Here is a 19,204-nt window from a genome sequence, read left to right as displayed (position 1 = left end):
GCTCAGGCGGCGATGCGCAGGTTCTGCAGAATCAGTGGACGTGCCCAGCCGATGTCGAAGTCCATCTGCCGCTGTTGCTCGATAAGCTCCTGCGGCGGGAACGGTTCGGCCGGTTTATCCAGCAGGTCCAGTTCGAATTCGGCGATGGGCAGGTGCAGCGGACGTGGTTCCGGCGCCGGGCCGGGGGCCGGCAGCGGCTGACCGGCATTGAGCACGATCGGGCGGACCCAGCCACTCTCAAAGTCCTGCTGACGTTGCTGGGCAACGATTTCTTCCGGCGGGAAGGGCGGAGCCGGCTTGTCCAACAGTTCCATTTCGAATTCGGCGATCGGCAGGAACAGCGGTTCAGGGGGACGAATCTCGGTGTCCTGAATATCGCAATGGCGCTGGTTGACGATCTGCGTCAGTACATCGGTGCCGCCAACCGGTTCCACGGGACCATCGATGGCCACGGCGGGCAGCCCTTCAACGCTCGTGCCTTCTCCCTGTTGCTCGGCCAGGGCCTGGGCAAAGAAGTCCTGCCACAGATGGCTGACGCCGCTCAGTGCCTGGGAGTTGCGTAGGCCATAGTCGCCGTGGCGAGAGATATAACCTATCGATGTGCGTTGAATGTCTGACATTGCTCTCGGTCGACGCTGAGCTCTGGCAAAATGGCCGATAGTTCTGTTATCGGCAGTTTTTGCCGATCATTAATTTTTTGAGTGTGTTTTCAGATGAATGAGCAACCCGCGGCCTGCCGCATCAAAGTCGAGGCCCTGGACGCTGGATTCGCGCCGCAGGCTCAGCAATGGGCACAACGCCTGGGACTGCCGTTGCAGATCGACGAGGCCGAGTTTGCCCTGCAGGTGGGTGAGCAGGGGCTGCAATTGCAGCAGCTGGGCGCCGATGCACCAGGACCGGTGCGGGTGGACTTTGTTGAAGGTGGAGCGGCCCACCGGCGGCTGTACGGTGGTGGCAGCGGGCAGATGATTGCCAAGGCGGTGGGCGTTGCTCAGGGCGTGCGGCCACGGGTGCTGGATGCCACGGCAGGCTTGGGCAAGGACGGGTTTGTCCTGGCTACCCTCGGCTGTGAGATGAGTCTGATCGAGCGCCAGCCATTGATTGGTGCGCTGCTGGAGGACGGGTTGGCCCGGGGGGCGCTGGACGCCGAGGTGGCACCTATCGTTGCCCGCATGCACTTGCTCAAGGGCAACTCCATCGAGCTGATGCGCAACTGGGAGGGCGAGCCGCCTCAGGTGATCTACCTCGATCCGATGTTTCCCCATCGGGAGAAAAGCGCCTTGGTGAAAAAGGAAATGCGTCTGTTCCGGCCGTTGGTGGGGGACGACAATGACGCTCCGGCACTGCTGGCCGCAGCCCTGGCCCTGGCCAGTCATCGAGTGGTGGTCAAGCGCCCGCGCAAGGCACCGTGCATTGAAGGGCCGAAGCCAAGCCATGGACTGGAAGGCAAATCCAGTCGCTACGATATCTACCCGAAGAAGGCCCTCAAGGCCTGAACCCGATGTAGGCGCCGGCTTGCTGGCAAAAGCGGTTTCAGGGGCGGGCTCCTGGTTGGAGGAGCCGGCTTGCCGGCGAAGGCGATCTCAGGCCTCTTCGCTGGCAAGCCAGCTCCTACACCAGCTTGCTCCCGCGCATGCCGGTTTCTATGGCCGGTAGGCGCGCATGAACAGATCCACCACTTCTTGCACGTGCTCTTCCGCAGCGGGGCCTCTCAAGGGCTCGCCGCAACCATAGAGCAGGCGGAAGTTCGCCCCGCCCTTGAGCATGCAGAAGAAATGCTCGGCGGCATTGCGCGGCTTGTCGATGTGCAAGGTGCCCAACTGATTGATTCGCCCCAGCAGCCGTTCCATACCCTGCAGTACGCGTTCGGGGCCGGCCTCAATGAACATTTGCGAGAGCTTGGGATCCTGATTGCCCAGGGCCATGATCAAGCGATGCAGGTTCACCGACTCGTCGCTGTTGATCAGCTGATGAAAGCCTCGTGCGATGTTCAACAGGACGCCTCGCACCGGTGTGTCGGGCGTCAGTTCGTAGATCAGCGTGGGCAGCTGCTCTTCGCACTTGGCCACCACGGCGGCGGTGAACAGGGTCTCTTTGTCGTTGAAATGGCTATAGACCGTGAGTTTTGAAACGCCGGCTTCGGCGGCGACCGCATCCATGCTGGTACTGGCGTAGCCATTGCTCAGAAACAGGTTTTTCGCTGCTTCGAGAATGGCCTGGCGCTTGGCCAGATCCTTGGGCCTGCCTGGCCCAACGTTTGCGGAGTGATTGTCGGACATTTTTTCGCTGTTAATACTGGACTGGTGAGTTTGCTATTAATAACATACCGGCCAGTATAATTATTCCAAGCACCATTAGCGAAAGGTCGCCGCCATGTTCCGCTATGCCTTGCCAGTCAGCCTGGCTTTTTTTCTGTCTGCTTGTGGGCACGAAGAGCCCGTTCAAATTGGCGTCCGACCGGCCATGGTGGTCCAGCCAGAGCCTTCGGCGCGGGTTTCGGACAGTTATCCGGGCGAGGTGCGAGCCCGCTACGAACCCGACCTGGCGTTTCGTATCGGTGGCAAGGTCAGTCGACGACTGGTGGAAGAGGGCGAGCGGGTCAAGGCCAATCAGCCCCTGGCCGAACTCGATCCCCAGGATGTTCGTCTGCAACTGGAGGCCACTCGGGCCCAGGTCACGGCGGCCACTGCCAACCTCAATCTGGTGCGCGCCGAGCGTGATCGCTACAAGACCCTGCTGGAGCGGCAGATGGTCAGCCATTCCCAATACGACAACGCCGAAAACCTCTACCGAGCTGGTGAAGCACGCCTGAAGCAGATCAAGGCCGAGTTCGATGTGGCCAACAACCAGGCCGGTTATGCCGTGCTGCGTGCCCCGCAGGATGGCGTGGTAGCCAAGCGCGCAGTGGAAGTGGGGCAAGTGGTGGCGGCCGGGCAGACGGTCTTTACCCTGGCCACTGACGGTGAGCGTGAGGTGCTGATCAGCTTCCCCGAGCAGAACTACGGTCGCTTCAAGGTCGGCCAGCCAGTCTCGGTGGAACTCTGGACCCAGCCGGGCCAACGTTTCGACGGGCGCATCCGCGAGCTGTCCCCGGCTGCTGATCCCAAGTCCCGGACCTTTGCCGCACGCATTGCCTTCAGTGCCGGCGAGGTTCCGGCGGAGTTGGGCCAGAGCGCCAGGGTGTTCATCCAGAGCGCTGATGCGCTGTCGCTGTCGGTGCCGTTGTCGGCGCTGACTGCCGAAGGGGGCGCGACCTACGTTTGGCGAGTCGATGCCAACAACACCTTGCACAAGACGCCGGTACGGGTCGGTGCCTTCGGTGAGAAGACAGTGCCGGTGCTCGAAGGTTTGAGCGCCAGCGATTGGGTGGTGGCAGCCGGGGTGCATGTGCTCCATGAGGGCTTGCAGGTGCGCCCGGTGGATCGCTCCAACCGTGTGGTCAATCTGGCGGTCAAGGAGTAGTCCCCGATGGGTTTCAACCTTTCTGCATGGGCGTTGCGCAATCGCCAGATCGTCCTGTTCCTGATGTTGTTGCTGGCCATTGTCGGTGCGCTGTCCTACACCAAGTTGGGCCAGAGCGAAGACCCGCCTTTCACCTTCAAGGCCATGGTGATCCGCACCAACTGGCCGGGGGCCACGGCCCAGGAAGTGTCGCGCCAGGTCACCGAGCGCATTGAAAAGAAACTCATGGAAACCGGCGAGTACGATCGCATCGTTTCCTTCTCCCGCCCCGGGGAATCCCAGGTGACCTTCATTGCCCGGGATTCGATGCACTCCAACGAGATTCCCGAACTCTGGTATCAGGTTCGCAAGAAGATCAGTGACATTCGCCAGTCCTTGCCGCCGGGCATCCAGGGACCCTTCTTCAACGATGAATTCGGTACGACCTTCGGCAATATCTATGCGCTGACAGGGCAGGGCTTCGACTACGCCGTGCTCAAGGACTATGCCGACCGTATCCAGATCCAACTGCAGCGGGTCAAGGACGTGGGTAAGGTCGATCTGCTGGGCCTGCAGGACGAAAAGATCTGGATCGAGCTATCCAACGTCAAGCTGGCAACCCTGGGCCTGCCCCTGGCAGCGGTGCAAAAGGCGCTGGAGGAGCAGAACGCGGTGTCCACTGCGGGGTTCTTCGAGACCCCCAGCGAGCGGGTGCAATTGCGGGTATCCGGCAACTTCCAGACGGTGGAGCAGATCCGCAATTTCCCGATCCGGGTCGCCGATCGCACCTTCCGCATCGGTGATGTGGCGGATGTGCGTCGCGGCTTCAATGATCCACCGGCACCGCGCATGCGTTTCATGGGGGAAGACGCCATCGGCCTGGCCGTGGCGATGAAGGACGGCGGCGACATCCTGGTGTTGGGCAAGGCCCTGGAAGGCGAGTTCTCCCGCCTGCAGAAAAGCCTGCCGGCGGGGATGGAGTTGCGCAAGGTGTCCGATCAGCCGGCGGCGGTGAAAACCGGGGTCGGCGAGTTTGTCCGGGTGCTGGCCGAGGCCCTGATCATTGTCCTGCTGGTGAGTTTCTTCTCCCTGGGTGTGCGCACCGGCATGGTGGTGGCCCTGGCGATTCCCTTGGTGCTGGCGATCACGTTCGCCACCATGTACTACCTGGGGATAGGCCTGCACAAGATTTCCCTGGGCGCGCTGGTGCTGGCGTTGGGGCTGTTGGTGGATGACGCGATCATTGCGGTGGAGATGATGGCGATCAAGATGGAGCAGGGGTTCGACCGGATCAAGGCCGCCAGCTTTGCCTGGACCAGTACCGCCTTTCCCATGCTCACCGGCACCCTGATTACCGCAGCGGGCTTTTTGCCGATTGCCACGGCCCAGTCCGGCACCGGCGAGTACACCCGCTCGATCTTCCAGGTGGTGACCATTGCCCTGGTGGCGTCGTGGATTGCCGCCGTGGTCTTCGTTCCCTACCTGGGGGAAAAGCTCCTGCCGGACCTGGCCAAGATCCACGCCGCCAAGCACGGCGCCGAGTCCAATCCCCACGGCACGCCTTTCTACCAGCGCGTGCGCCGGGTGGTGGGCTGGTGCGTGGAGCGGCGCAAGACCGTGATCGTCCTGACCATCCTGGCGTTCGTCGGTTCGGTGATGCTGTTCCGTTTTGTCCCGCAGCAGTTCTTCCCGGCCTCGGGCCGCCTGGAATTGATGGTCGACCTGAAACTGGCCGAAGGTGCTTCCCTGAGCAACACCGCCGATGAGGTCAAGCGCCTGGAGGCGATGCTCAAGGACCACCCAGGCATCGACAACTACGTGGCTTACGTGGGGACCGGTTCGCCGCGTTTCTATCTGCCGCTGGACCAGCAACTGCCGGCCACCAGCTTTGCCCAGTTCGTGGTGCTGGCCAAGACCATCGAGGAGCGGGAGAGCCTGCGCAGTTGGCTGATCGCGACCCTCAATGAACAGTTCCCGGCCTTGCGCTCTCGGGTCACGCGCCTGGAGAACGGTCCGCCAGTGGGTTACCCGGTGCAGTTCCGGGTCACAGGCGAGCACATCGAGGAGGTTCGCGCCCTGGCGCGCAAGGTGGCGGCCAAGGTGCGGGAGAACCCCCATGTGGTCAACGTTCACCTGGACTGGGAGGAGCCGAGCAAGGTGGTCTACCTGAATATCGATCAGGACCGGGCTCGGGCGCTGGGTGTCAGCACCGCCAACCTGTCGAAGTTCCTGCAGAGCTCGCTGATCGGTTCCACCGTCAGCCAGTACCGTGAGGACAACGAACTGATCGAGATTCTCCTGCGCGGAACCCAGCAGGAGCGCACAGAGCTGGCCTTGCTGCCAAGCCTGGCAGTGCCCACCGACAACGGGCAGAGCGTGTCGCTGTCCCAGGTCGCGACCCTGGAGTACGGCTTCGAGGAAGGGGTGATCTGGCACCGCAATCGCCTGCCCAACGTCACTGTGCGTGCCGATATCTACGGCAAGGAACAACCGGCGACGTTGGTGCAGCAGATTCTGCCGACCCTGGAGCCGATCCGTGCCGAACTGCCGGACGGCTTCTTGCTGGAGGTGGGCGGCACTGTCGAGGATTCGGCCCGTGGCCAGAACTCGGTGAAGGCCGGCGTGCCGCTGTTCATCGTGGTAGTGCTGACCTTGCTGATGATTCAGCTGCGCAGTTTTTCGCGCACCGCCATGGTGTTCCTCACCGCGCCCCTGGGGCTGATCGGGGTCACCCTGTTCCTCCTGGTGTTCCGCCAGCCCTTCGGCTTTGTGGCCATGCTCGGCACCATTGCCCTGTCCGGGATGATCATGCGCAACTCGGTGATCCTGGTGGACCAGATCGAACAGGACATCAAGGCTGGCCTGCGTCCCTGGGATGCGATCATCGAAGCCACTGTGCGGCGTTTCCGTCCCATCGTGCTGACTGCCCTGGCGGCGGTACTGGCGATGATTCCGCTGTCGCGCAGTGTGTTCTTCGGGCCGATGGCGGTGGCCATCATGGGCGGCCTGATTATCGCCACGGTCTTGACCCTGCTGTTTCTGCCAGCGCTGTATGCGGCCTGGTTCCGGGTCAGGAAGGACTGATCCGAGCAACTCGCAAGGCATCAACCTGGGCCGGGTAGAGATTACCCGGCCTGGTTTTTCAGCAGTGCAGGTTTTCCAGCAATTGGGCAGCGTGCTCTTCGAACATCTGTTGCCTGGGACTTAGGGGGAGCAGGCCTGGAGCGCAAGGTCGTCAATGGACAGCAGGCCGCAGGGGGCGCCATGGCCGGACCGCCAGCTCTGGCATTTCATCCGGGGGCTGCCCCCTAGCCAGGGAGTCTGCCTTCAGTAGGAGCTGCGGGGCTTGCCCAAGAGTCAATGGGACCTGCACCGTCAGGGCAACCTGCTGTATTTTTGCCGGCACTCGCGGCCTTGCCCGCTAAGCAGTGGGCAAGGCCGTAGGGCGGATCAGAGGGTGCCGAAGACCTTCTTGGCCAGGCTGGTGGCCGCAGCGGCCGGGTTCTGGCGAATGGTTTCTTCCTGCTTGCCGATCATTTCGAACAGGCCATTGAGGGCTTGCTCGGTCACGTAGCTTTCGATGTTGGCGCTCTTGGCATCCAGCACACCCAGGGTCGCGGCCTGGCCGGCGAAGGAGTTGTACTGCTTGGCCAGGCCGACCTGATCGGTGGCTTGCTTGACGATAGGCAGGAACTTGGCGCGGATCTGTTCGCGGCTGCTCTTGTCCAGATACTGGGTGGCGGAGTCCTTGCCACCGGCGAGAATGCCCTTGGCGTCGGCCACGGTCATCTTCTTCACCGCGTCCACCAGCAGTGCCTGCGCTTGCGGCACGGCGGCCTCAGCGGCCTTGTTCATGCTGGTTTCCAGCTGATCGACCTGATCACCCATGCCGAACTGTTTCATTTTCTTCGCGACTTTGCCGAGGTTGCCCGGCAGTTCGATACGCACATCGGGGTTGTTGCTGAACCCGCCGGGTGTTCCCAGCTGTTTGACGGCGATCTGTGCGCCTTGGGTCAGGGCGTCCTTGAGACCACCGCTGGCGTCGCCCTGGGACAGGTCGCTCAGGGACAGGGCCAGGGCACTGGCGGAGATCAGCAGGCCAGCGCACAGGCTGGTGAAACGGAGCGAGGTACGGAGCATGGCGGCTTCCTTGGGCAATGAAAATTAACGTACAGCGTCGACACGGAGTTTCAACGGCTGGGGATCTTTGCCGTCGAGGTTGACCCCGTTGTGTTCGGTGGTGATGAACATCAGCTTGCCGTCCAGTTCGATCCGCGCACTGACCGCGTAGCGGTGGCCGGGCTTGACCTGGGCCGGGTCGTAGCTGAGGTGGAAGGGCAGCGGCACCTGGCCTTTGACCGGGCCACTCTGCTCGGCCAGGACCACCGCCGGAGCGTCCGCCAGGGAGACGTCCTGCAGGCTCACGCTCAAGGTGGCGGCAGGCGGCAGGGCGATGCGTTGCAGATAGAAGACTTCGCCGTCGAGGCTGGCCTTGGCTGCGGGTTGCATGGCCTGGCAGGCTCCAAGCAGCGCAGTGGCTGCCAGCAGGGTGAGTTTTTTCATGACGGATCTCCGTATCGAGGGCGCCGCAGGTTCTGCGGCGCCGATAAGAATCTAGTCGCTTTGCGCCGGTGTCGCGAGCTGGTCGGCGGCATCTTCGCTGCGGTGCAGGGCGACCTGGCGGATCGACAGGCGAATCTCCGCCGGCAGCACCCGTTTGGCTGCGCCCTCGGCCAGTTCCCCCAGCAGTGGGTGGTAGCTCAGCTTGCCGGCTTCGTCGCGGCGCAGCACGCCTTGATCCAGCAGGGTCTGGATGAAGTGGCGGAACAGGCTCTTGTCGAAGAACTCCGGGGCATTGAGGCCATGCAGGATCGACAGGCGCTGGGCCATGACCGTGCACAGGTCTTCCAGTTCTTCGGCGCTGATACTGTTCTGGCCGCTGTTGAGCAACAGGGAAATGGCCATGTAGAAGCGCTGCAGGGTCTGGGCGATGCTCTTGGACAGCAGGGTCAGCAGGACAAAATGCCGCGAGCTGGGCGCCGGGCGCAGGTACAGGTCTTTCTCGAAGCGCAGCAGGCCCTGTTCGACGAAGGCCTCCAGCCATTGATCCACCACGCCGTCCAGTTCTTCCAGGGACCAGCGAATGAACAGCTCCGACTGCAGGTAGGGATACAGCGCGCGGGTGTAGCGCAGGATCTGTTCGCGGCTCATGCGCGACGAACTCTGGAAGAAGCTCGCCAGCAGTGCCGGCAGGGCGAAGATGTGCAGCACGTTGTTGCGGTAGTAGGTCATGAGGACGGCGTTCTGCTCGTCCAGGTAGAGGATCTTGCCCAGGGCGTCGTTCTGCTCGGCCAGCAGGTTCATGTCCTTGACGTGCTGGATCAGCGCCTGGCCGTCGCCTTCCGGCAAGGTGGTGTGGGGCGAGTAGGGCACGCGGCGCAACAGCGCCAGGTACAGGTCCAGGACTCGGGCCATGGCTCGGTCGTCCAGGGCCAGGCGGCTGGTGGACAGCAGGGCCAGGGCCACCAGGTTCACCGGGTTGATCGCCGCGGCTTCATTGAGGTGCTGGGCCACCCGCTCGCCCAGGCGGTTGGTGGTTTCGTTGAGCCAGGCCGGGCGGTATTGCGGGCCCAGCTCCTGGGTGCGCCAGTCCGGTTGTTCCTGGTCGAGGAATTCCGCCAGTTTGATCGGTTCGCCGAAGTTCACCGCCACCTGGCCGAAGCGCTGCTTGAGGGCACCGATGACCTTGAAGATGTCGAAGATCGACTCCTTCTTCTTGCTCGCGCCGCGCAGTTCGCCCAGGTAGGTGCGGCCTTCCAGGACCCGCTCGTAGCCGATGTACACCGGCACGAAGACGATGGGCATGCGTGAGGAACGCAGGAAGCTGCGCAGGGTGATGGCCAGCATCCCGGTCTTGGGTTGCAGCATGCGCCCGGTGCGCGAGCGGCCGCCTTCGACGAAGTACTCCACCGGGAAACCCTTGGTGAACAGGGTGTGCAGGTACTCGTTGAACACCGAGGTATACAGCGGGTTGCCCTTGAAGGTGCGGCGCATGAAGAAGGCCCCGCCGCGGCGCAGCAGGCTGCCGATCACCGGCATGTTGAGGTTGATCCCGGCGGCGATGTGCGGCGGCGTCAGGCCGTTGCGAAACAGCAGGTAGGACAGCAGCAGGTAGTCGATATGGCTGCGGTGGCAGGGCACGTAGATCACTTCGTGACCCTGGGCGATTTTCTGTACGCCTTCGAGGTGGTTGACCTTGATCCCGTCGTAGATCTTGTTCCAGAACCAGCTCAGCACCACTTCCAGGAAGCGAATTGCAGTGTAGGTGTAGTCCGAGGCGATCTCATTGCCGTAGCGCAGGGCCTGGGCCTTGGCCTTTTCCGGGGAGATCTTCTCGCGCTCGGCCTCGTCGAGGATCGCCTGTTTCACCAGGGGCTGGTTGAGCAGGCCCTTGACCAGGTTGCGCCGGTGGGAAATGTCCGGGCCGATGACCGCGGCCTTGAGGTTGCGAAAGTGCACCCGCAGGATGCGCTGGGCCATGCGCACGGTGCGCTCGTGACCCTTGTTGTGCTCGATCAGTTCCCGCAGGTTGATCGGCGCGGAGAACTGCACCCGGGTCTTGCGCCCCAGGATCATGATGCTCAGCAGCCGGCGCAGGCGCCCGGTGACTGCCCAGCTGTCGGCGAACAGCAGTTTCCAGGGGCTGGACTCGCTGTCCGGGGACTGGCCCCAGAACACGCTGACCGGAATGATCTGCGCATCTTCGGCAGCGTTCTGGGTCAGGGCGCTGACCAGTCGGGTCAGGGTTGGCGGTGCGCCGCGTTTGTCCTGGCGACCGAGCCAGTCGGGTTCCGGGGTCAGGTAGAAGAACGCCGCGGGCTCCAGCAGGTTGCCTACCGACACCGGCAGTACCGGGCGTGGCAAGCCGGCCTTGGTGCATTCGGTATCGACCACGGCGAGGTCAGTCAGGGATGGGTTTTGCAGGACGTAGAACACCGGCCGGCTGCGGTCGAGGTCGAGGGTGAAGGACGACTGGTTGATGGTTTCCGAGCGCACCCAGAGGTACAGCAGGCGGCGCAAGGTGCCAAACACAAGACGACGGATCGGGGAGCGGGTCATACGGCTTCTGCGTGAGTGAATAAGAAATCAAAACCGAGCACCTGCTCGGGGCCGGTAGTGTGCCGGATTCGCCGAAAATCGGCAAAAAAGCACCCAAACAAGATTGAGTTGAGAGTTTTTACGCCTGTCATATACTCGGCCGACTCTCCCGCGGTCGTATTGCCTCCAGTCATAGAGAGGCAGCTCGAGGGAAAGTTCTCAAGGCAGGGTGGCAGTGCGCCCAGCCAATAATAAAAAAATGAGGTGTGGATTCATGACTACTCGTGAGACCGGCAACGTGAAGTGGTTCAACGACGCCAAGGGCTACGGCTTTATCCAGCGTGAAGGTGGGGCGGACGTGTTTGTCCATTACCGAGCGATCCGTGGCGAAGGCCACCGTTCGCTGACCGAAGGCCAGCAGGTGGAATACGCCGTGGTCGAAGGCCAGAAAGGTCTGCAAGCCGAAGACGTCGTCGGCCTGTAACCAACCCTGCAGGAGCTGGCTTGCCAGCGAAGGAGGCGCTGACGATGCAAGGCTCAGGAGCCTTTTCGCCGGCAAGCCGGCTCCTACCGGATTGCGCTGTTCAGGCAGTGCGCCAGGTAATCTCTTCTTCGCCGTCGGTGCTGATGCGAATCCAGCGATCGGCGGTCTCTTCACCTTCTTCCTCGACCCAACTGCCCGGTGCGCAGCGCACTTCCACATTCAGCGCGGCAAAGGCGGCGCGGGCACAGGCAATGTCGTCATCCCACGGAGTCTGGTCGCTTTCCAGGTACAGGCTGTTCCACTTGCCCACGGCCTTGGGCAGCCAGGTCACGGGTACTGAGCCTGCGGTGCATTTGTAGGTCTGGCCCTTTTGCACCCAGTCGCTGCACGGGCCGAGCACGGCGCCGAGCCAGGTGGCGATGGCCTTGTAGTCGACGTCGGCGTCTTTCAGGTAAATCTCGATATCGGGCTGGCGCATGGATGTCCTCATTGCCGGTCTGAAAAATCCATTCGCGGATTTCTTCGACCCCGGGCCCATGCCCGCGGTCGTTGGGTTAAGTAGGGGGTTATTGCAGCACGAAGTAATCGTAGCGCATCGACACGCTGACCTCGAAAGGCTCGGCCTGCTCGATCACTGCGGCCCGGCGTTCGGCGCTGGCGCGCCAGCCGTGGGGCGTCATGGCCAACAGGTTGGCGCGATCTTCCGGGCGTTCCAGGCGCAGCCTGAACTCCAGGGTTTCGCTGTGGGCCAGGGCCATGCCCTCCGGCACCAGGGCCAGGTGCTTGTCGTCGGTGTATTCACGCACTTCGTCGTACAGGCGTTCGCGCAGCTCCATCAGGTGGCCGCTGGTAGGGCCGACTTTCATCAGGCCGCCACCCGGGCTCAACAGGCGCTTGGCCTCTTGCCAGTCGAGGGGGCTGAAGACGCTGGCGAGAAACTGGCAACTGGCATCGGCCAACGGGATGCGCGCCATGCTGGCGACCATCCAAGTCAGTTGCGGCGCGCGACGACAGGCGCGTTTCACGGCCTCCCGGGAAATATCCAGGGCGTAGCCGTCGGCGTCGGGCAGGGCGTCGGCCAACTGCGCGGTGTAGTAACCCTCGCCGCAGCCGATGTCGACCCAGCGCTGGGGCGTGCGTTCTGCCGCCAGCTCTGCCAGGCGCCGGGCCACCGGGGCGTAGTGCCCGGCGTTGAGAAAGTCGCGGCGGGCCTCGACCATGGCCTGGTTGTCGCCCGGGTCACGGCTGTTCTTGTGCTGCACCGGCAGCAGGTTCAGGTAGCCCTGGCGGGCACGGTCGAAGCGATGCCCGGCCGGGCAGACCACGCCGTTGTCCACGGCGTTCAGCGGTGCGTTGCAAAGAGGACAGGCAAGCATCAGGCAAGCAACTTGACGAGAGTCTGATAGTAGATCTCGGTCAGCACATCCAGGTCGCTGGCCAGGATCCGCTCGTTGACCTGGTGGATGGTGGCGTTGACCGGGCCCAATTCCACCACCTGGGTGCCCAGGGTGGCGATGAAGCGCCCGTCGGACGTGCCGCCGCTGGTGGACGCCTGGGTCTCGCGACCTGTGACTTGCTTGATGCTGGCCGAGACCGCGTCCAGCAGGGCGCCGGGTTCGGTGAGGAACGGCAGGCCGGACAGGGCCCAGTCCACGTGCCAGTCCAGGCCGTGCTTGTCGAGGATCGCTGCAACCCGTTGTTGCAGGCCTTCAACGGTGGATTCGGTGGAGAAGCGGAAGTTGAACACCGCCACCAGATCCCCCGGGATCACATTGGTGGCGCCGGTCCCGGAATTGAGGTTGGAAATCTGGAAGCTGGTGGGCGGGAAGAAGGCATTGCCGTCGTCCCAGTGTTCGGCCGCCAGTTCCGCCAAGGCCGGAGCCGCCAGGTGGATCGGGTTCTTGGCCAGGTGCGGGTAGGCCACGTGGCCTTGCACTCCACGCACCGTGAGCTTGGCGCCGAGGGAGCCGCGGCGGCCGTTCTTGACCACATCGCCCACCAGGCTGGTGCTCGAAGGTTCGCCGACGATGCACCAGTCCAGGCGCTCCTTGCGTGCCGCCAGGCGTTCCACCACCGCCTTGGTGCCGTGGTGCGCCGGGCCTTCTTCGTCGCTGGTGATCAGGAAGGCTACCGAGCCCTTGTGGTCCGGGTAGTCGGCGACAAAGCGCTCGGCGGCCACCAGCATGGCGGCCAGGCTGCCTTTCATGTCCGCCGCGCCACGGCCACACAGCATGCCGTGTTCATCGATCAGGGCTTCGAACGGATCGTTCTGCCAGGCCTGGACCGGGCCGGTGGGCACCACGTCAGTGTGGCCGGCGAAGCACAGCACCGGGCCTTCATGCTGGCCATGGGTGGCCCAGAAGTTGTCCACGTCCTCGATGCGCATCGGTTCCAGCTTGAAGCCGGCATCCCCCAGGCGCTGCATCATCAGCTTCTGGCAGTCGGCGTCGATCGGCGTCACCGAGGGGCGACGGATCAGATCACAGGCAAGTTGCAGGGTCGGCGAAAGCTCGGCAGGGGCCGTCATGGGGAACTCCGGTGCAAGGCATTGTGTAGGAGCCGGCTGGCCGGCGATGGCGGTTTACTGGTTACACCGCGTCGCGTGGTTCGCTGGTCAGCCAGCGCCTACAGGGTTGGGCGGGGCGCGCAAAATGGCGGATATCTTAAAGCAAAACGGCGGCCTGAGGCCGCCGTTTAGTGCTTTGCATCGATTTAGGCGGCTGGAGCCGGCTCGGGGTGTTCCGCAGGTTTTGGCAGTGACGACAGGAACGCCATGATCAGTGCCGCCACATAGGGCAGCGACTGCACCAGAAGCATGGTCACCCAGAAGCGCATGTCGTTGCTGGGCAGGCCCTGCACCAGGAAGATCCCCAGCGCCGCGCCCCACAACAGCAGCATGATGAACAACTCTTCCCGGGCTTCCGAGATGGCTACCCAGAAGCCGTGGTTGTCGGCGTTCTTCGGGGTGCGGAAGAACGGGATGCTGCTGGTGAAGAAGCCGTACAGCACCGCCTTGGCGATGGTGTGGGACAAGGCCAGGCCTGCCAGGGCCGCGCAGAACGCATCCTTGAGGTTGACCCCCACGGCCCGGCGGTAGAGGAAGATGATCTTGCCGACCTTGAACACGAACAGCGCCAGCGGCGGGATCGCGAAGATCAGCAGCGGCGGGTCGACCCGTTGCGGCACGATGATCATCGCCGCCGACCACAGCAGGGCGCCGACGGTGAAGAAAATGTTCATGCCGTCCGCCACCCACGGCAGCCAACCCGCCAGGAAGTGGTAGCGCTGGCCACGGGTCAGCTCGGTGTCCTTGCCACGCAGCAGGCTGGCGGTGTGGCGCTTGATGATCTGGATCGCGCCATAGGCCCAGCGGAAGCGCTGCTTCTTGAAGTCGATGAAGGTGTCGGGCATCAGGCCCTTGCCGTAGCTTTCGTGATGGTAGGCCGCCGACAGGCCTTTCTCGAACACGCGCAGGCCCAGCTCGGCGTCTTCGCAGATGCACCAGTCGGCCCAGCCGAGTTCTTCCAGCACCGAACGCCGGGTCATGGTCATGGTGCCGTGCTGGATGATCGCGTCACGGTCGTTGCGGGTGACCATGCCGATATGGAAGAAGCCCTTGTATTCCGCATAGCAGAGCTTCTTGAAGGTACTTTCGTTCTGGTCGCGGTAGTCCTGGGGCGATTGCACGATGGCGATCTTCGGATCGGCGAAGTGCGGCACCATGTGCTTGAGCCAGTTGCGGTCGACGCAGTAGTCGGAGTCGATCACTGCGATCACTTCGGCATCCTTGGCGGTGTGCGGCAGCAGGTAGTTCAGCGCACCGCCCTTGAAACCGGCCAATGGCGCGACGTGGAAGAACTTGAAGCGCGGGCCTAGGGTCTCGCAATAGGCCTGCACCGGCTCCCAGACCGCCGGGTCCTTGGTGTTGTTGTCGATGATCAGGACTTCGAAGTCCGGGTAATCGAGGTTGGCCAGGGCATTGAGGGTCTGTTTGACCATCTCCGGCGGCTCGTTGTAGCACGGCACGTGGATCGAGACTTTCGGCCGGTAGCTGGAGTCGCCTTCCACCGGCAGGAACTCGCGCCGCCGCTTGTGGATCCACACCGCCTCGGCCAGCTCATGGGCCTCGGTGAGCAGCACGATGAACACCCCCAGCGCACCGAGCGCGAGGAGAAAGCCCACGGTCAGGCTGAACCAGGTGCTGTATTGCTGGCTGTAGTCGTAGCCGATCCACACCAGCACCGAACCGCAGAGGAAGGCGATGAAGGTCAGGAAGGTGCGGCCACGCTGGCGCAGGGCCGAGCCGTCGATCATCAGCAGGGTCAGCGACAGCAGCGCCAGCACCACCGAGCCGATGGCCAGCACCCGCCATTGCGGGATCGCCACTACCGGGCCTTCGAAGTTGAATTTCTGCTGGCGGGCGGCGTTGAACACGCCCCAGTAGGCGCCCACCGAACCTTCGTCGCTGGCCTTCCACGGCTGGTCGAAGGCTTCGATGACGAAGTAGTTGTAGCCCTGGCGGTTGAGCTTGTTGACCAGGGTGCGCAGGTAGATCGCCTGGTCCGCCGGACTGGCGTCGGCGCCACCGCGCATGCGGCCGTTGCTCGGCCAGCCCACTTCGGACAGCAGCAGCGGCTTTTTCGGGAACATCTTCTTCAGGTCGCGGGCGCGATCGAGGACGAACTGCTCGGCCTTGTCCACCGGGATGAACTCCCAGTACGGCAGGATGTGCGCGGCGATCAGGTCGACGTGCTTGGCCAGCTCCGGGTGTTCCTCCCAGACGTGCCACTGTTCCGAGGTGGTGACCGGGACTTTCACCGCAGCGCGGACCCGGTCGAGAATCACCGACAACTGGTCGGCGGCGATTTCCTTGCGGAAGATCGCTTCGTTGCCCACCACTACCCGCACCACGCTACGCGAGCTGTTGGCCAGTTCGATGGCGCGCATGATTTCCCGCTCGTTGCGCTCCAGGTCCGGGCTGATCCAGATCCCCAGGGTCACGCGCAGGCCGAACTCTTCCGCCAGCTTGGGAATATCCTGCAGGCTGCCGTCCACCGAATAGGTACGGATGTTGTCGGTCAGCTTGCTCATGATCTCCAGGTCACGACGCATTTCATCGTCGGACGGGTACTGCTCCTTCTGCGGGAACTGGCCCTGCTGGAAAGGCGAGTAGGAAAAACCGGAGATCTGTTCCGGCCAGTCGGGGGCCGAGACCGGGCGATTGATCAGCGCCCAGAAACCGGTGAACAGCGCGGCAATGGCCAGCACTATCACCAGATTGAGTCCAAATTTACGCGATGACATAGCTATTTCGGGTTCCAAAAGGTGTGGAACGAGGGAAGGGTTGGCAGGCGCCAAACGGCGGGCATCCTACACCGGCCCTCAACTGAGCGTACAGCGCACAGAGGAAAGCCAGACCTTGGGCACTGTATTCGGGTTTAAGTTCTTTACTTGTAGCTTCAAGGTTAAAACTTGTCGCCTTGAGGCCCTATAATGCTCGCCGGTTTTTTAGGTGATGGTCATGAGTACAGAAGATCCACGGTTTGCCGGCGTCGCCCGTTTGTATGGCATTGAAGGCCTGGAGCGGCTGCGGGCGGCCCATGTGGCGATCGTTGGCGTCGGCGGAGTCGGTTCCTGGGCGGCGGAAGCCATTGCCCGCTGCGGGGTGGGCGAGATCTCGCTGTTCGACCTCGACGATGTCTGCGTCAGCAACAGCAACCGGCAACTGCATGCCCTGGACAGCACCGTGGGCAAGCCCAAGGTCGAGGTCATGGCCGAGCGCCTGCGCGGCATCAATCCGGACTGCCGCGTGCATGCGGTGGCGGATTTCGTCACCCGCGAGACCATGGCCGAATACATCACCCCGAACATCGACTGCGTGATCGACTGCATCGATAGCGTGAATGCCAAGGCGGCGCTGATCGCCTGGTGCAAGCGGCGCAAGATCCAGATCATCACCACTGGCGGTGCCGGCGGGCAGATCGACCCGACGCTGATCCAGGTCTGCGACCTGAACCGCACCTTCAACGATCCACTGGCCTCCAAAGTGCGCTCCACGTTGCGCCGCGACTATGGTTTCTCGCGTACCGTGACCCGGCACTACAGCGTGCCCTGCGTGTTTTCCACCGAGCAACTGCGTTATCCGAAACCCGATGGCAGCATCTGCCTGCAGAAGAGCTTTGTCGGCGACGGGGTCAAGCTCGACTGCGCCGGCGGTTTTGGCGCGGTGATGATGGTGACCGCGACCTTTGGCATGGTGGCCGCGACCAAGGCGGTGGACAAGATCGTTGCCGGCGTGCGCCGCCCCTCGGAACGCAGTAAACCCTTGTAGCCGCGGCCGCAGGCTGCGAGCGGCCCGGCGGGCCGTGGGGGCTTGAGGCCGCTAGAGGTCTGGCGGGAGATCGCCAGGCAAGGTCCTGCGGACCTTTTCGCAGCCTCGCAGGCTCGGCAGCGGCTACAGGGCGCCGGCCAGTTCGTTCATGCGTTGCAAGACGGCGTTCAGGCCATTGCTGCGCGACGGCGAGAGCTGGCGCGACAGGCCCAGTTGGTTGAACCAGTCCGCCAGGTCCACTTCCTGCAATTGCTGCACCGTCAGGCCGTTGACCCGGGCCAGCAGCAAGGCCACCAAACCGCGAATCAGCCGTGCGTCGCTGGCGGCGGCAAACTGCCAATGACCATTGTCCAGGGCCGCCACCAGCCAGACCTGGCTTTCACAGCCATGGACTCGATTGGCGTCTACCTTGTCGTCCTCGCTCAGGGGCGGCAGGCGCTCGCCCCATTGCATCAGCAGGCGGGCCCGCTGTTCCCAGCCGGCAGCCCCCTGGAAAACTTCAAGGGCGGCTACGGCGTCCGCCGGCAGGCTCATCGCAGCAACTCCAGGGCCTGATCCAGGGCTTCGAAGAAACGCTCCAAGTCCTCGGAGTCGTTGTACAGCGCCAGGGATACGCGAATCGCCCCGACGAGGCCGAAGCTTTTCATCAGCGGCATGGCGCAATGATGACCGGCCCGCACGGCAATGCCCTGTTCGGTCAGCAGGTGGGCCAGGTCGGCGTTGTGCACGCCATCGACGACGAAGCTGACCAGGGCCAGTTGCGGCGTGCCCAGCAGGCGGATGCCATTGCGTGCCTGCAAGCCTTGCAGCAGATAGGCATGCAGCGCGGCTTCGTGCGTAGCCACTGCCTGCTGATCCAGGCCTGCGAGGTAATCCAGGGTCGCCCCCAGGCCAATGACTCCGGCGATCGGCGGGGTGCCGGCCTCGAATCCCAGGGGCGCCGGGCGAAAGCTGGCGTGCTGGTAGTCGGCGTCCTGGACCATTTCTCCGCCGAACTGCCAATGACGCAGGTGCTTGAGCGCGGCATGACGGCCGAACAGCACGCCGACGCCGTCCGGACCATAGAGTTTATGGCTGGAGAACACATAGAAGTCGCAGCCCAGGGCCTGCACATCGTGACGGCCATGGACCACGCCCTGGGCGCCGTCGATCACCGTCAGTGCGCCCTGGGCCTTGGCCATGGCCAGCAGTGGCGTCAAGGGTTGCCAGGCGCCGAGCACATTGGACAACTGGCTCACTGCCAGCAGGCGAGTGCGAGGGCCAATCAGACGGCTTGCCGCATCAATATCGATCAGTCCGTCGGCATCCAGGGGCAGGATCAGCAGCTTGAGGTCGCGACGTTGGGCCAACTGTTGCCAGGGCAGCAGGTTGGCATGGTGTTCAAGGGCGCTGATGACGATCTCATCGCCGCTTTCAAATTGCTGCTCCAGGCCATAAGCCAGGAGATTCAGCGCACTGGTGGCGCCGTGGGTGAAGATGATCTGTCCGCTGTCACCGGCATTGAGCCATTGGCCGACCTTGCTGCGACTGTCCTCGAAGGCCTGGGTGGCATGGGCGCCGGGCAGGTGCTGCGCGCGATGCACATTGGCCGCGCCATTGGCGTAGTAGTGGGCCAGGGCGTCCAGCAGGGCTTGGGGTTTTTGCGTGGTGGCGGCGTTGTCCAGGTAGGTCTGGTCCTGGCGATGTAGGGCGGCGATGGCCGGGAAGTCGGCGCGCCAGGGGGAGGTTACAAGCATGGTGGCAGAACTCGTTTGAACAGGCCGGGCGCCGATGATAAGCGCCCGGCAGGTTCCGATGAAACCGAATCTCTGCTTCGGCGCTGCAGGAAAACTGCCTGCGCTTCGAGCATG

16 protein-coding genes are annotated in these 19,204 nt (G+C 63.3%); 5 read left to right on the top strand and 11 right to left on the bottom strand.

What is annotated here, in order from left to right:
- Positions 1-2: 2 nt before the first annotated feature.
- Entirely contained in the window at positions 3-620 is a 618-nt protein-coding gene (locus J5M73_RS09655) for an energy transducer TonB (protein ID WP_102861345.1), read from the bottom strand.
- 93 nt (positions 621-713) lie between these two features.
- On the opposite strand from J5M73_RS09655, the gene J5M73_RS09650 reads away from it, so the two are divergent.
- On the top strand, positions 714-1,496 hold the full coding sequence (locus J5M73_RS09650; RefSeq protein ID WP_102861346.1) for a class I SAM-dependent methyltransferase: 783 nt from the start codon (positions 714-716) through the stop codon (positions 1,494-1,496).
- Positions 1,497-1,643: 147 nt separating this feature from the next.
- Here the strand turns inward: J5M73_RS09650 and J5M73_RS09645 are convergent, their stop codons facing one another.
- Positions 1,644-2,279 carry a TetR/AcrR family transcriptional regulator gene (locus J5M73_RS09645; RefSeq protein ID WP_102861347.1) on the bottom strand — a complete coding sequence of 212 codons (636 nt, stop codon included), beginning with the start codon at positions 2,277-2,279 and terminating at the stop codon, positions 1,644-1,646.
- A gap of 94 nt (positions 2,280-2,373) precedes the next feature.
- On the opposite strand from J5M73_RS09645, the gene J5M73_RS09640 reads away from it, so the two are divergent.
- Positions 2,374-3,462, top strand: a complete 1,089-nt coding sequence (locus J5M73_RS09640; protein WP_102861348.1) for an efflux RND transporter periplasmic adaptor subunit — start codon at positions 2,374-2,376, stop codon at positions 3,460-3,462.
- A 6-nt stretch (positions 3,463-3,468) separates the two neighbouring features.
- On the top strand, positions 3,469-6,525 hold the full coding sequence (locus J5M73_RS09635; protein WP_110596471.1) for an efflux RND transporter permease subunit: 3,057 nt from the start codon (positions 3,469-3,471) through the stop codon (positions 6,523-6,525).
- Between the two features lie 366 nt (positions 6,526-6,891).
- Here the strand turns inward: J5M73_RS09635 and J5M73_RS09630 are convergent, their stop codons facing one another.
- Genes J5M73_RS09630 through plsB form a run of 3 tightly spaced genes read right to left on the bottom strand, consistent with a single transcriptional unit; the run spans position 6,892 to position 10,560 of the window.
- Positions 6,892-7,581, bottom strand: coding sequence for a DUF4197 domain-containing protein (locus J5M73_RS09630; RefSeq protein WP_025127623.1), 690 nt, complete (start codon positions 7,579-7,581; stop codon positions 6,892-6,894).
- 24 nt (positions 7,582-7,605) lie between these two features.
- Positions 7,606-8,004 carry a YbaY family lipoprotein gene (locus J5M73_RS09625; RefSeq protein WP_102861350.1) on the bottom strand — a complete coding sequence of 133 codons (399 nt, stop codon included), beginning with the start codon at positions 8,002-8,004 and terminating at the stop codon, positions 7,606-7,608.
- 51 nt (positions 8,005-8,055) lie between these two features.
- Complete coding sequence (plsB, locus tag J5M73_RS09620) at positions 8,056-10,560, bottom strand: glycerol-3-phosphate 1-O-acyltransferase PlsB (RefSeq protein ID WP_102861351.1); 2,505 nt, start codon at positions 10,558-10,560, stop codon at positions 8,056-8,058.
- A gap of 253 nt (positions 10,561-10,813) precedes the next feature.
- On the opposite strand from plsB, the gene J5M73_RS09615 reads away from it, so the two are divergent.
- Positions 10,814-11,023 (top strand): cold-shock protein, encoded by a 210-nt coding sequence (locus J5M73_RS09615; RefSeq protein WP_011059510.1) that lies wholly within the window; start codon positions 10,814-10,816, stop codon positions 11,021-11,023.
- 100 nt (positions 11,024-11,123) lie between these two features.
- On the opposite strand, the gene J5M73_RS09610 is transcribed toward J5M73_RS09615, so the two are convergent.
- The 4 genes from J5M73_RS09610 to J5M73_RS09595 all read right to left on the bottom strand — a co-directional run bounded on the left by J5M73_RS09610 (position 11,124) and on the right by J5M73_RS09595 (position 16,327).
- On the bottom strand, positions 11,124-11,501 hold the full coding sequence (locus J5M73_RS09610) for a hypothetical protein (protein ID WP_102861352.1): 378 nt from the start codon (positions 11,499-11,501) through the stop codon (positions 11,124-11,126).
- Positions 11,502-11,589: 88 nt separating this feature from the next.
- Positions 11,590-12,399, bottom strand: coding sequence for a putative RNA methyltransferase (locus J5M73_RS09605; protein ID WP_102861353.1), 810 nt, complete (start codon positions 12,397-12,399; stop codon positions 11,590-11,592).
- Positions 12,399-13,550 carry a succinyl-diaminopimelate desuccinylase gene (dapE, locus tag J5M73_RS09600; protein WP_102861354.1) on the bottom strand — a complete coding sequence of 384 codons (1,152 nt, stop codon included), beginning with the start codon at positions 13,548-13,550 and terminating at the stop codon, positions 12,399-12,401. Before dapE ends, J5M73_RS09605 begins: the two co-directional genes overlap by 1 nt.
- A gap of 185 nt (positions 13,551-13,735) precedes the next feature.
- Positions 13,736-16,327 carry a glycosyltransferase gene (locus J5M73_RS09595; RefSeq protein WP_102861355.1) on the bottom strand — a complete coding sequence of 864 codons (2,592 nt, stop codon included), beginning with the start codon at positions 16,325-16,327 and terminating at the stop codon, positions 13,736-13,738.
- Positions 16,328-16,544: 217 nt separating this feature from the next.
- Between J5M73_RS09595 and tcdA the strand changes: the two genes are divergently transcribed.
- On the top strand, positions 16,545-17,354 hold the full coding sequence (gene tcdA, locus J5M73_RS09590; protein ID WP_060842598.1) for a tRNA cyclic N6-threonylcarbamoyladenosine(37) synthase TcdA: 810 nt from the start codon (positions 16,545-16,547) through the stop codon (positions 17,352-17,354).
- Between the two features lie 123 nt (positions 17,355-17,477).
- Here the strand turns inward: tcdA and J5M73_RS09585 are convergent, their stop codons facing one another.
- Together J5M73_RS09585 and J5M73_RS09580 are read right to left on the bottom strand one after the other, a co-directional pair.
- Entirely contained in the window at positions 17,478-17,888 is a 411-nt protein-coding gene (locus tag J5M73_RS09585; RefSeq protein WP_102861356.1) for a SufE family protein, read from the bottom strand.
- Positions 17,885-19,090 carry an aminotransferase class V-fold PLP-dependent enzyme gene (locus tag J5M73_RS09580; RefSeq protein ID WP_102861357.1) on the bottom strand — a complete coding sequence of 402 codons (1,206 nt, stop codon included), beginning with the start codon at positions 19,088-19,090 and terminating at the stop codon, positions 17,885-17,887. Before J5M73_RS09580 ends, J5M73_RS09585 begins: the two co-directional genes overlap by 4 nt.
- Between the last annotated feature and the right edge of the window lie 114 nt (positions 19,091-19,204).

The sequence above is a fragment of the Pseudomonas sp. 50_B genome, assembly GCF_017491625.1.
Classification (GTDB): domain Bacteria; phylum Pseudomonadota; class Gammaproteobacteria; order Pseudomonadales; family Pseudomonadaceae; genus Aquipseudomonas; species Aquipseudomonas danubii.
Note: the sequence above shows the minus strand (reverse complement) of the source record. Positions and strands in the feature narration are given on the sequence as shown.

Coding starts and splice junctions, on each gene's coding strand:
- J5M73_RS09655 (WP_102861345.1), bottom strand. CDS start 620: ATGTCAGACATTCAACGCACATCGATAGGTTATATCTCTCGCCACGGC.
- J5M73_RS09650 (WP_102861346.1), top strand. CDS start 714: ATGAATGAGCAACCCGCGGCCTGCCGCATCAAAGTCGAGGCCCTGGAC.
- J5M73_RS09645 (WP_102861347.1), bottom strand. CDS start 2,279: ATGTCCGACAATCACTCCGCAAACGTTGGGCCAGGCAGGCCCAAGGAT.
- J5M73_RS09640 (WP_102861348.1), top strand. CDS start 2,374: ATGTTCCGCTATGCCTTGCCAGTCAGCCTGGCTTTTTTTCTGTCTGCT.
- J5M73_RS09635 (WP_110596471.1), top strand. CDS start 3,469: ATGGGTTTCAACCTTTCTGCATGGGCGTTGCGCAATCGCCAGATCGTC.
- J5M73_RS09630 (WP_025127623.1), bottom strand. CDS start 7,581: ATGCTCCGTACCTCGCTCCGTTTCACCAGCCTGTGCGCTGGCCTGCTG.
- J5M73_RS09625 (WP_102861350.1), bottom strand. CDS start 8,004: ATGAAAAAACTCACCCTGCTGGCAGCCACTGCGCTGCTTGGAGCCTGC.
- plsB (WP_102861351.1), bottom strand. CDS start 10,560: ATGACCCGCTCCCCGATCCGTCGTCTTGTGTTTGGCACCTTGCGCCGC.
- J5M73_RS09615 (WP_011059510.1), top strand. CDS start 10,814: ATGACTACTCGTGAGACCGGCAACGTGAAGTGGTTCAACGACGCCAAG.
- J5M73_RS09610 (WP_102861352.1), bottom strand. CDS start 11,501: ATGCGCCAGCCCGATATCGAGATTTACCTGAAAGACGCCGACGTCGAC.
- J5M73_RS09605 (WP_102861353.1), bottom strand. CDS start 12,399: ATGCTTGCCTGTCCTCTTTGCAACGCACCGCTGAACGCCGTGGACAAC.
- dapE (WP_102861354.1), bottom strand. CDS start 13,550: ATGACGGCCCCTGCCGAGCTTTCGCCGACCCTGCAACTTGCCTGTGAT.
- J5M73_RS09595 (WP_102861355.1), bottom strand. CDS start 16,327: ATGTCATCGCGTAAATTTGGACTCAATCTGGTGATAGTGCTGGCCATT.
- tcdA (WP_060842598.1), top strand. CDS start 16,545: ATGAGTACAGAAGATCCACGGTTTGCCGGCGTCGCCCGTTTGTATGGC.
- J5M73_RS09585 (WP_102861356.1), bottom strand. CDS start 17,888: ATGAGCCTGCCGGCGGACGCCGTAGCCGCCCTTGAAGTTTTCCAGGGG.
- J5M73_RS09580 (WP_102861357.1), bottom strand. CDS start 19,090: ATGCTTGTAACCTCCCCCTGGCGCGCCGACTTCCCGGCCATCGCCGCC.